Consider the following 11,563-nt stretch of genomic DNA (forward strand, 5'->3'; position numbering starts at 1 on the left):
CTATTGAAGGTACCTCAGGGTGAAGCCCAACGCCAAGGAAATCTCCGAGGGCGCTAAGAAAAGCGCCGAGCATTATATTTCCTGCCTCTGTGAGGGCCGATTCGACTACTGCCTCATAGGTATCTGGGTCGGAGGGAGGCAATATTTGTCCCATCAGCAGGTCTGAAAGCTGGAAAGAGTCTTCTTCAGATAAGATTAGGACAAGGTGGATATCCAGATTTGTCACACACGTTGACAGAATAGCACATACAGGAGTTTCCGGATCCCCGAAATAAGTGGGTAATTCTTCGAAAGGTACGATTTCCGCTTTCGGCACGCTCACATGGACAACTTGGCCAATAAGTTGTGAGAGTGCCGAAGCTGCATGTCCTGTGCCTATATTTGCTATCTCCCTTAAAAGGTCTTCTTGTAGTTTGTTCAAGCTTGCACACTCCTTGGGTTTACGTAAAAAGCTCTACCACCTTCGGTGCTATCTTGTGTAGAGGCAAGAATACATCGACAGCACCCACTTCACCTGCGGCTTTTGGCATGCCGAATATGACGGCAGTTTCGGGGGATTCGGCTATAACAAAGGCGTTTTTTTCTTTTAAGCGCAGTGCGCCTTTAGCCCCATCTTTGCCCATTCCAGTCAATATTACAGTAACAGGCCTGATGTTTTCAAGTAGCGATATGCTTTGAAAAAGGACATCAGCTGCAGGCTTGACTGCATTTACTGGGGGCAAATCCACTAGACTACAGTGAATTTTTTTGTTTTTTTCTTTTACTACTAGGTGATATCCTCCTGGCGCTATAAAAGCTTTTTGTGGAACAAGAAGCTTTCCCTCCGCGGCCTCCTCGATGGATATTTGGCATAGCTGATTGAGCCTGGCAGCAAAGCTCTTCGTAAAGCCAGGTGGCATGTGCTGTACTATCGCTATAGGAGCGGGAAAGTCTTTGGGTATTTCAGGAAGCATCTTCATGAGGGCCTGCGGCCCCCCAGTGGAAGATGCTATTAAAAGCATATTGTATGGGCCGCTTTTTTGCTGTGCAGATATGGGCTTTAGGGAAGCTGGAGTTGTGGGTATTGAAGGGATCTCCAGCCGCTTTAAGGACGAAGCAGCCGCTTTTATTTTGTTTAGAAGGTTCTCTTTTATTTTTTCAATTTCTTTTGGGTTTGAGTTTGAAGGTTTATGTACAAAATCGAAGGCCCCAAGCTCAAGGCACTTTATTGTGGTTTCAGCCCCTTCACTTGTCAGGGTGCTTACCATGATAACTTTGATGTTCTCGTTTAGATTCAGGATAGACTTTAAAGCTGTGACTCCATCCATCACGGGCATTTCTACATCAAGAGTCACTACATCAGGTTTTAGCCTTTTAACTTTTTCTACAGCGTCTGCTCCGTTTCTTGCTTTGCCAACTATATGGATTTGAGGATCTGAAGCCAGCATATCGCTTATTACAAGTCTCATGAAAGCCGAATCATCCACTACTAGAACGCGTATTTTATTGTTCAATGGTGAAATTCCTCCTTTAACGTTCTGTTCGTTTGGTTTTCAAGATACAGGTTTTTATTAGGATGTTAAGTAATTCTAGCAAGTAGAGCTTATCTTTTACCCAAAGGCTGCGTAACCTCGCAATCTCAAATATTTCGTAAAGGCCTTCCCACCCTTTCAGGTGATTAATTAGAAATGATTCGAGCTCTTTGCGGGAATTTATTCCAGCATCTCTTAAGGTTTCTAGAAGCATCATGAGCTCATCATGATCGTATGGTTCTAAGGGGGTGGTCATGATGTCTAACGAGTTCTCGTTTGCTATAGAGAGCCATCTATCAGTTATTTCGGGATGAGCCCGGAGAACCTGCATTATCTCTTCAAGAGATAATGAGCTTTTATCAGTATCTATCTTTTTTGTTGTGGAATCCCTTGCAACTGTATCCCTGGCATATGAAAGATCTTCAGCTTGGGCCTTATAGGGCAATTGGTCGAAGCTTTCTTCTATTTCCGCGAGCAAATCCTGCAGTTTGGCTATTTTTTCCCCGTCGATTCCATCATTTTCAGTCATGTCCATAAGAGAACAAAAGGTTTCTCGCAATATGGTGTTTATTGAAAATAGAATGGTTTTGCCTTTTAGGTCTGACCACTCTGGCAAGCTCTGCCGCTTCCTTCTTAGCTTTGTCACTATATCTATGCTGGAAAAGGGGCTTTTTCCTATGTCTGGTTGCTCTACTTTATGTTTTTTTACGTCGAACTGGCTGACTATAAAATCCTTGACAATCTCCAGGTGCTTTGGGAAATAAAGGAGAATTTTTACTGATAGGTCGCAAGAACTGTTCTTCGTAGGTTCTATGGAGTAAACGGGCACTTTTTGCTCTGAAAGGCCATTTATTAAAAGCTTATGAACAAGAAAGAAAGAATCAAAGTTTGAGCGGTTAGCGAATTTATAAAAGTATGTCAAAGCATATCCCTCCTTCATGGATAATATTCTTTATAATTATTGCAGTCAAGGATAATTATGCGTTAAAGACAAGGGCAAGGAGGGTTGCAGCTGCTATCTCCTTGCCCTTTACATTTTTTCGCGCGTAAATTATAGGTTTCAATAAATTATATTTTAAATTTGTTCATCTCTGTTATCAGCTTTTCTGCCACTTCTGCGAGGGCTTGGCTGGAAGCGGAAAATTCTTCTGCTTGTGCAGCTTGTTCCTCTGCTGTGGCTGAAAGCTGCTGAATAGAATCTGCCACTAGTTGCCTCCCTTTTTTGAATTCGTCGAGTGCCTCTTCCATTTTGGCATAAAAGGAAGTAAGGTCCACAAGGGCGTTGCCAACCTTATCTCCCTCTTCTTTGGCCTTTCGTGCATCCTTTTGTATGGTTTCAAAAGCTATCCTTGTTTTGTCTATAACCTCTATTCCCTTTAGCGTCGTCTCATTTGATTTTGATAGGGATTTTTCTGCCTTTTTTACCCTGGGTTGTATTTCTTCGATATAGGAGTGTATCTGCTGGGCAGCTTTGGAGGACTCTTCTGCAAGCTTTCTAACCTCTTCTGCCACTACGGCAAAGCCTTTTCCTGCTTCCCCAGCGCGTGCGGCCTCTATGGCTGCGTTTAGAGCCAGCAGATTCGTCTGGTCTGCTATAGTAGAGATGGTTTGGGCCATGCCTATTATTTTGGACATGCTTTCTTTTACCTCAGAGAAAGAGACATTCACCTCATTTGACATATCGTTCAGAATTTTTATCGTCGATTCGCTCTGTTTTGCAAGCTCTGTTCCATTTTTTGTGGCCTCAAGCTGCTCATTGTGAAGCTCCAGGAGTTTTTGCATAAGGGCTTCACTGTTTTGTATAAGTTCACCAATGTGCTTGATCTGTTGTGCAATTGCTTCTAGAGTTTCAGATTGTTTGCTTAAAGCATTGGAAACTGTGTGAACCTGGCGGGTGCTTTCCTCTGCCCCCTTTCCAGTTTCATCGGCACCAGCGGCCACTTCTTCTGCAGAAGCTGCCAGCTCCTCAGCAAGATTGCTGACGTTGGAGATCATGCCTCTAAGTTTTCTCATCGTCTCTTCAATGGCTTTTTGGAGTAGAGAAACTTCTTCCCCATTAAACTGCTGCGTTTCTGTTTCAGTGAAATCGCCTTTTCCCATTTTTTGAGCTACGCTTGTCACTTCAACTATGGGTTTGGCGAGGCGTTTCCCGAATATTACACCTAAATATGCGGCCAAAAGCAGGGCAATAAGGGAAGCTGCGGAAAGCTTGATTAGGAGAGACCATAGGGCGGAAGTTATTATCGCTTTCGGTACTGCATAACCGATCTTAAGGCCATCGCTAGTTTCTTTAATAGCGACATAGTAGTTTCCTATCTGCTTCACACCATTAATGGCCTCCAGAAATGCTGAGACTTTCTTCGTTAAAGCTTCATTTGCTTCCCCTGTTTCTGTGTTAGCCTTTGGATGTGTCAATAATTTGTTTCCAGGAGAAAGGATGAAACCGAAAGCCCCGTTCTCCTTGGCGTATTTTTGTATAAATTTGTCGAATACTTCAATGTTAAGGTCAACCCCTGCTATGCCTAATATCACGTCCTTGCGTGAGCCAGAGTTTTTGGGTTTAGCTATTACTGGGGCAGCGTAAGTAATAACGGTCTTTTCTCCTTGAGAAGTTGATATGGTTCTTGGATCTGTCCATACTTCTTTGCGGGTTTTAAGGGGTGCAAAAAACCAGCTGGCTTTTGAGGAACTTTCGGTGAAATTGTTCTTGCCGACAACGATGCTTGTATCTGTGTTCAGTTCCCATTTGCCGTTAGGTCCTTTTGTTGCTGTTGCTCCTGTCAGTTGTTTTTTTTGTATTAAAGGGGAGTTGAAATAGAAGTACAGCCTTTCTGCTGCAGGAGAGTTTTGAGCTATGGATATGAAACGGTAGCTTAAGTTGCCTGCGTAGTAGTCCTCTAGTTCTGGGGAGTTTAGCCATCCATCTACGTTGACTCTTTCTTCAATTGTCCTGCTGGCTAAAATGACGGGTGTTTTAAGCTCGTCAAGGAGGTTTTCAAGTTCTAAAGACCACTGGTTGACTGTCAGTTCGATTTGGTTTTCTATGTTATCTTTTTGAAGTGAATAAATTTGGAATCCTACTATTAAGAGAACCGCTAAAACTATGACCAGGCCGGAGAGGATAATGGAAAATGCCGTTTGTTGCCAAAGTTTGCGCAAAGATATCACGCTCCTCGAAGTAGTTTCTGAATGCCCCGTCTTTGGGTGCAAAATTGACAATCCGCAAGAAAGTATAAGATATTTTCCTCAATGAAACAACTAAAAGACTTGCATGAGTATTCTAATAACTATGCCATTCTATCCAGGTAGGGAGAGAGGATGAGGTGTATTTCTTCTATTATTTTGGAAGCCTTTTCATGGGAAACGGAGAACACTTTTTGTGAGCCTTCGAAAGCCTGGATTTCTTCTGGTAATACTTTTAGGTCAAGGGTTCGGCCAAAGGCTTGCAGGATTGTTTTGAGGGCTGCTGCTGTGAATTCTATATTTTCTGCAGGGTGAGAGTGGTTTATGTAGGGATTTTTATTTTTGTGGTGCTGTAATGAAGGCTGATTAGTTAGCCTTATCTTGTTGATAGGCGATGTTGGATCCTTTCGCCCTACTTTATTGAGGTCGGCCATATTTAGACCTCCTTCCTGTCGTGGTCTCGCTTATTAATTTATATTATATTGTATGTTTTTGAAAGTAAAACATTCGGTAAAGTAAGCTAGGGGTATAAATTTCTTGCTTAAAATAGCCGATAAGATAGGTGGAGGAATAAGGAGCATATGACGGATCCAGGGAGGGAGCCGGAGATGAAGAAAGGTAACCACGGAGGGGCGTGCTTTACTTTAAGTTTGGATAGTAAGCCACGGCGGCAAGATGCGCTGCCTGTAGAAGATAATCCAATCACATTAGAGCTACCCGAGGAAACAGAGGACATTTTTGCTGATAATGATGAATATGTAGAAAGCGAAGATGTAAAAAGAACCATTTACGAAATTTTCCATTCAGAGATAAGCAATTTCCCACTATTAAGCAGTGAAGAGGAAAAGGAGTTGGCCCGCAGAATTCAAGAAGAAGGGGACATGGAGGCCTTTGAGCGGTTTGTCTTAGGGAACTTGAGGCTTGTGATTGCCTGCGCAAAGAGAGTAAGGGAGAGGGTAGGGCAGGATCAGAGTATCTTGTCCTTTATGGACCTCATCCAGGAGGGGATTATTGGCCTCATGATAGCTGTAAGCCGCTTCGACTACCGAAAAAACACGAGGTTTAGCACTTACGGTGTGCCGTGGATCTATCAGAAGATGAAGGTGGCTCTATTGCAGCACCGCCGGGGTTTTAGTGTTCCGGGCTATGCTGGTATTTCCTTGCAAAACCTTTCGGAGTACGTACAGGCCTATAAGTCGGGAAACATAAGCAATTTGCCTGATGAAGTGGATGTGAACAGGATAAAAGCTCTGGCTAGAATATCTAGTGCTACCGTACCTATAGATTATTCTGATGGCCATGATGAGGTACAAGTTATAAGTCCTGATCTTTTAAAGAACAATCTCGGCGGTGAGGGCGAGACAGAGGATCCAGAGGAGGTTTTAGAGCAGAAATTTTTCAGGGAAGAGTTGCTTAAGGCGCTCAGGGAGGAGCTTTCCGAGGAGGAATTTGACATTATCTGCAGAAGATTCGGAATAGGGAAATTTAACAATCCTCAAAAGCTCTCGGACATAGCAAGGTTTTATGGGAAAAGTTCTGAATACGTTAGGGTAACAATAAATAAAATTATAAATAAATTGAGGAAAAGTGCTGCTTTGAATTCCCTTTGCAGTGCATGGGAGTGATTGCAAGGGTGATCTTGTTATGGGGTGAATGGAGGGGTTACAGTGAGTAGCTTGGTAGTATTTGCTTTGGGAGAAGAGAGATATGGTGTCCCCATAGAGAAGGTAAGGGAGATTTTGCCCACCATGAGGGTTACTTCTGTTCCGGGGACGCCGCCGTATTTTGAAGGTTTTTTGAATGTCAGGGGTGAATTGATATCTTTAATCAACCTCCGGAAATTTGTTGGTATGGAGCCGTTGGAGGACTTGTCCATGGCCAGGATTTTGATTTTGAGCTCTACAGAGGGAGTTACCCAAGGTGTATTGGTAGATGAGGTATCTAACATAATAGAGATTCCCTGGCAGGAGCTTCAGCCGATGGAAGAAGGCAGGGACAACAGGGGCATTCCGAAGGAGTTTTTGAAAGGGCTGTTGCTGCATGGTTCTGAAGTCGTGGTAGTCCTGGATGTAGATAGCCTTTTATCGGGGGGGAAAGGGGAAATTCAGGAAGAACAGGTTTTGCAGTAAAATGCTATTCCTGTTCTTCCTGGGGATGGAGAAAAGTTTCCCTAACGTTGTGCAGTGCCATAAGGGCTGTTAGCCAGTAGGCCATAAACGAGGCTATTAAAAGCTGAGATGTTTTGTTTTTGGCTTCAAGTTGGATAAGTTCGTCTGTGTAGTCTATGGGCTTTATTGCTCCATTTCTGGGGTTATAGAAAAAGCGTATGATGGGGTAAGTTGTTTTTTTGTTATGCGCAGTTTTTTCTTGTTTTATTTTCCATGCAAGGCCAGCGTTGTCGATTTTTTCAAGATAGATGTTCCCTATGCCGTTTCCTGCTGGCACGAGTAATAGGGATTTTTCTTCTTTTTCTATAGCTTCCTGGAGGATGAAGTCCAAAGCAGGGAGGCGGAAGCTTAAAAAGGAGTACGAGGAAGGGTCAATATATCTGCCGCTGGCATCTATAAATGCTGGCGTCTCTATGTTGGATTTTTGGTTGTTGACGTTTTTGCGGCTCAAAAGGGCACACCTCCTTGTATGCTACTCAGCTATACACATGCGATGTTGATATTGAAGGAAAGGAGAATTTATCTTGAGTTCATTTAAAAAAAGCTCTAAGGATAATCACCTTTCCTCACAAAAAAAGGTTAAGAGTTCGTCTGGCAGGAAACAGGGATACAGGATGTCTGCCTGGCAGAAGGACATACAGCGCGCTGCCTGTCGAGAAGATGATCTTGAAGGATTCAACAAATTTATGGAAATATTTGTTTATCTTGTAAAGGAAATGAGGGGCAAGGCCTTTTATATCATTGATAAGCCTCTTGAAAAGGGGATCTTCTTTTCGCAGGAAAACCATATTTTTTTGTTAGAGCAAGTCAATAGAAAAAAAAACGCTTCGGGGTCTGTGGCAGTGTGTTTTTTCAGGAACGTATCCATGCCTAATGTAAAAGTGGCCTTTAGGGTTTATGATCTATATATTATGATGAAAAATGGGCAGTTTTATCCTGTGAATGATGAGGATAGGGAGGACTTTTTTATTCCTATGTTAGAAGTGCTAGAGAGGGGAAATCTGGATTTCCCGGATAAGGGCACATTGAGGAAACGATTAGCGAAAAGCTTGAGCGAAAAGCCTGGAGGATATAGAGAATGTTTTTAGTTGTTTAATTAACAAAAAAGAGGAGGATAGCTTTATGGATGACAAGGGCAAGTTAGGTCCATTGGTTTCTCCTGAATATATAAAGAAATTACGATCAAGCTTGGGGCTCACACAGGCGCAATTTGCTGTACTGATGGAAGTGGGCAATGTAACGATTTCTCATTGGGAAAAAGAAGGGATGGATGGCGTCAGGTGTTCCAACTACTCTAATTTTAGAGCCCTTGTTGCGTTGTTGCGCCAGGCGTCGGAACACCCGGAGTTTTTGCCGATGCAAAAGCTCTTATGGCACCTTGAGTTAGCGTCCAGGCATGAGCTTATGGCTCATTATCTAGAAAATGCAGATGTTGTAGTTCCAGATTTTCTTAATTTAATAAATACTGGCAGCATAATGGGGGTTGTTTTTGCCTTGCTTTTGGATATAGAGCTAAAAAAGCGCGGGATACCGACCCCATACGAAAAAAACAACCTTTTCGCTTCAGGCGGCACATTAGGGTAGCTAAAAGCAAAAGCAGGAAGAATCACTAGGCACTATTTACACAAGTGCAAGCAGGTCTTTTGCAACTGCTCTGGTAAAGTTCTCGCAATGGAACTTAATTCTTTTAGCCGATTTTCTTTGTTATATCTCGCGTTAGTATCATTATCATCCATTACGCTTAGTTCCCACAGGTCATGAATGGCGCCGTACATGGCATTATGAAGCAGGGAATCAAAACCGAGGCATATGGTTTCCAGGGCCTCATTTAACGATTCCTTGATTGGCTTGCTGTTATCTTGAGAGGAAAAAGAGGCATAGGCTTTCTTTACAAAGTCTTTTTCTTTCAATTGTGAGATTTCGCTGGCTGGGAGGGCTTCAGCGAGTGCTCTAACTAAATGAGCTATAAAATCAGCATGGGGAAGGGGTTCTTCCAATGGAGATAACGTGTCTTCCCACTTTAAGATTATAGGCTCAACTATAGATGATATTTTTTCAACCCTTTTTATGTATTCTTGATTTTCAGTGGAGCTTAAGGGGATTCTGACTGATTTTCCTATTGTGTAAAAATAATTCATTGCCGCGTCCTCCTCTCAAAAGATGATCGAATAACTAATTGGATTACCATATACTCGAAACTGCAACTAACTGCGAGGAGGCCCTTCCCCGGCAGCCAGGCTGTCATAGCCCTTAGGCCGTAGACCCTCAGCTTTGCGCCACCATCTTTCGATGGCTTTGCCTTTATCGAGCTAGGTAAAGCGATATTTTTACGGCGTATGTTAAAAATAAACCAATTGAGGCAACGCGTCAACAGCAGTGACAATTTTAAAAAAATTACAAAAATTGCAAAAATATAAAAAATAAAGGAAGGGCGACGCCAGCCCTTCCTTTGAAGTGTTTGAGTTTGGGTTAAGGTAAATTATCTCAGAAGCTGCAGTACCTGCTGCGGCAGCTGGTTTGCCTGGCTGAGCATTGCGTTTGCGGCCTGCATCAGGATCTGGTTCTTGGTGAACTCGGTCATCTCTGCTGCCATGTCCACGTCCCTGATGCGGCTTTCGGCGGATGTCAGGTTGGTGCTTGCCGTGGTCAGGTTGTTTATGGTGTGCTCCAGGCGGTTCTGGTAAGCACCAAGGGCTGCGCGCTGTTCGGAGACCTGGTTCAGTGCGTTGTCTATGATGGTTATGGACCTTGCGGCGCTTTCTCTGTCGGTTACCAGGACCTTGTCGACCCCCAAGGCGGCAGCAGACATGTTGCCGAGGTCTATGCTCATCTTTTCGCCTTCGTTGGCGCCGATCTGGAAGACCGCAGAGTTAGAGGTGATGTGCACGTTCGTCTCGAAGGACGTGGAGTCAGCGGTTATGGACCAGCTCTTGGTGGTGCTGTTCCAGGTAATGCTGGCGTCAGCCATCTTGTCGAACTCTATGTCCACGTTGGGATCGATGACACCTACCAGGGTGTTGCCGGTGAGCTCTACATTGCTGGCTACGGTGGCGCCGGTATTCGAGTTTGTTATGTCCACTGAGAAGCGGTTTTCCTGGCTTTCCTGGACTACGTTGAGCCCGAGGGCGGTGATGATGGAGTCGTCGCCTACAAAGTTGAGTTCTCCTGCCTTGCCTGCCACGGCGCTGCTGAAGACCAGGGTACCCGCGATGGAGTAAGGTGAGTTTTCCGTGGCTTCGCTTGAGGATATAAATTGTACGAAATTATTGGCATCAGCTGAGGAAACGTAATCTTTCTGTCCAAGGGTTTCTGCTATGGCCTGGTTGAATTTGGTAGCTGCCTGTTCCAGGGTGTCGTCGGCGTAGAGCGTCACCGTGGCCTTCTTGCCGTCGCCCTGGACTATGGTTATGGTCTGGGGATCTTCCAGCAGGTTGACGCCACCTGTTCCCTGGAACTGGGCGAGATCCTTTAGCTTTGTGCCACCAGTAGCCACTGTCCCTTCAGGGAGTCCGCTTGCGACGGTGAATTGGAATGCTGGTGACTCGCTTACCAGGTATTCGTCAAAGTCCATCTGGATGGCACCGTCATAGACGACTCCATCGCTGTCCACCTGGTACATGTAGAAGTTCTTGTCCGATGCGCCATCAAGGGCACCAGCGTTGACACTGAAGTAATAATTGTTAGTGCCGTCAGTTATTTTTACTACGTCATCATTCGCGGCGCTTGCATCCCAAACAGTTAAAGCTGCCTTGTCTCCGACCGACGCGGTGTTAATGTCGAAGGTAGTATCACCCAACGTTACTCCTGAAATTACGTCGTCAGCTCCTTCAAATCCTGTACCGTCTGATTGAACGCCTGTAAGGTTGGCCGTGCCGCTGGTCCAGGTGCCATCAGCCTGCATGGCCCTGTACTTTACGGCCAGGTCAACTGTGTTATTGTTCGAGTCTTTGCCGGTTACTTCTAATGACATTGTTATGTATTTGTAGCTACCAAAGTTAGCTGCTGTGGCTGTGGAGGTTATGAAGCCGCTGGGGTCATTGAGGTTGTAGCTAGCAGTGACGTCACCAGCAGAAACCTTGTTGGAAGTTATTATGCTGTAGGTTCCTCCAGCCATCTGATTTCCATCAACGGTGTCGATATTGGTGATGTTTTGAGATGCTTTAGATACGGAAAAACTGCTTGCAACCGTAGCGAAGTCATCGGCTCCACCGACACTTGTGTCCGTTGTGGCCGTTAGGCTTCCAGCTTGAACTATAGCATTTGATGCAGCGTCTTCGAGGACGAGCTCAGACTGTCCTGCGCCAGCACCTTCATTGAGAGTCGTGGTGAATGAAAAATCAGTGTCGGCTTCTTTGGCAGTAATAGTAATGGCGTCGTTATCCACGCTTACAGTGAAGTATTCGTTGAAGTTGTCGTCTGCTTCAAGGCCTGCCTTAATTTCGTCAGCTTGGGCGGCTGCATCTGCGCCAGTAAGAGCTACTCCTGTAATCGAGAAAGTGCTCCCGTTGATTGTGAAACTAAAATCAAGAGTGTCGCCTTCACCGCCAGTTGCTGCTGTTCCTACCACCATCTTCGCCGCGGCGTGGCGTCCCTCACCGGCAGTCTGGCTCTCGATCTCTCCGCCCGAGCCGGACCCAAGGGTGAAAACGTTGGAAGCCTGAACTTGAGCGGTGCCCGCCTGCAAGAGGTCCACGGAGATCT

The 11,563-nt window shown here is 44.8% G+C and carries 12 protein-coding genes and 1 riboswitch; of the genes, 4 read left to right on the top strand and 8 right to left on the bottom strand.

Annotated features, from left to right (window positions below):
* The 5 genes from H0Z23_RS07570 to H0Z23_RS07590 all read right to left on the bottom strand — a co-directional run.
* On the bottom strand, positions 1-421 hold a 421-nt coding region (locus tag H0Z23_RS07570; RefSeq protein WP_296868820.1), incomplete at its 3' end, for a chemotaxis protein CheC.
* Positions 422-440: 19 nt separating this feature from the next.
* Positions 441-1,493 carry a chemotaxis response regulator protein-glutamate methylesterase gene (locus tag H0Z23_RS07575; RefSeq protein ID WP_296868822.1) on the bottom strand — a complete coding sequence of 351 codons (1,053 nt, stop codon included), beginning with the start codon at positions 1,491-1,493 and terminating at the stop codon, positions 441-443.
* Between the two features lie 16 nt (positions 1,494-1,509).
* Positions 1,510-2,433 (bottom strand): hypothetical protein, encoded by a 924-nt coding sequence (locus H0Z23_RS07580; protein WP_296868824.1) that lies wholly within the window; start codon positions 2,431-2,433, stop codon positions 1,510-1,512.
* Positions 2,434-2,579: 146 nt separating this feature from the next.
* On the bottom strand, positions 2,580-4,670 hold the full coding sequence (locus H0Z23_RS07585) for a methyl-accepting chemotaxis protein (RefSeq protein ID WP_296868826.1): 2,091 nt from the start codon (positions 4,668-4,670) through the stop codon (positions 2,580-2,582).
* Between the two features lie 128 nt (positions 4,671-4,798).
* The gene (locus H0Z23_RS07590; RefSeq protein ID WP_296868827.1) at positions 4,799-5,128 is read right to left on the bottom strand and encodes a hypothetical protein; all 330 of its coding nucleotides are present in this window, start codon (positions 5,126-5,128) and stop codon (positions 4,799-4,801) included.
* A gap of 174 nt (positions 5,129-5,302) precedes the next feature.
* Here H0Z23_RS07590 and H0Z23_RS07595 point away from each other — a divergent pair, with 174 nt between their 5' ends.
* Entirely contained in the window at positions 5,303-6,319 is a 1,017-nt protein-coding gene (locus tag H0Z23_RS07595; RefSeq protein ID WP_296868829.1) for a sigma-70 family RNA polymerase sigma factor, read from the top strand.
* A 42-nt stretch (positions 6,320-6,361) separates the two neighbouring features.
* Positions 6,362-6,823: a chemotaxis protein CheW gene (locus H0Z23_RS07600; protein ID WP_296868831.1), complete on the top strand. Its 462-nt coding sequence runs from the start codon at positions 6,362-6,364 to the stop codon at positions 6,821-6,823.
* Positions 6,824-6,827: 4 nt separating this feature from the next.
* On the opposite strand, the gene H0Z23_RS07605 is transcribed toward H0Z23_RS07600, so the two are convergent.
* Positions 6,828-7,313 carry a hypothetical protein gene (locus H0Z23_RS07605; RefSeq protein WP_296868833.1) on the bottom strand — a complete coding sequence of 162 codons (486 nt, stop codon included), beginning with the start codon at positions 7,311-7,313 and terminating at the stop codon, positions 6,828-6,830.
* Between the two features lie 73 nt (positions 7,314-7,386).
* On the opposite strand from H0Z23_RS07605, the gene H0Z23_RS07610 reads away from it, so the two are divergent.
* Together H0Z23_RS07610 and H0Z23_RS07615 are read left to right on the top strand one after the other, a co-directional pair.
* A complete protein-coding gene (locus H0Z23_RS07610; RefSeq protein ID WP_296868835.1) occupies positions 7,387-7,950 on the top strand; it encodes a hypothetical protein in 564 nt (187 codons plus the stop codon).
* Positions 7,951-7,984: 34 nt separating this feature from the next.
* Positions 7,985-8,446, top strand: a complete 462-nt coding sequence (locus H0Z23_RS07615) for a helix-turn-helix domain-containing protein (protein WP_296868836.1) — start codon at positions 7,985-7,987, stop codon at positions 8,444-8,446.
* Between the two features lie 32 nt (positions 8,447-8,478).
* On the opposite strand, the gene H0Z23_RS07620 is transcribed toward H0Z23_RS07615, so the two are convergent.
* Positions 8,479-9,000 (bottom strand): hypothetical protein, encoded by a 522-nt coding sequence (locus tag H0Z23_RS07620; protein WP_296868838.1) that lies wholly within the window; start codon positions 8,998-9,000, stop codon positions 8,479-8,481.
* A gap of 87 nt (positions 9,001-9,087) precedes the next feature.
* Positions 9,088-9,172: riboswitch (cyclic di-GMP riboswitch) on the bottom strand.
* Between the two features lie 169 nt (positions 9,173-9,341).
* On the bottom strand, positions 9,342-11,563 hold a 2,222-nt coding region (locus H0Z23_RS07625; protein ID WP_296868840.1), incomplete at its 5' end, for a flagellin.

The sequence above is a fragment of the Thermovirga sp. genome (genome assembly GCF_017656375.1).
In the GTDB taxonomy this organism is placed as follows: domain Bacteria; phylum Synergistota; class Synergistia; order Synergistales; family Thermovirgaceae; genus Thermovirga.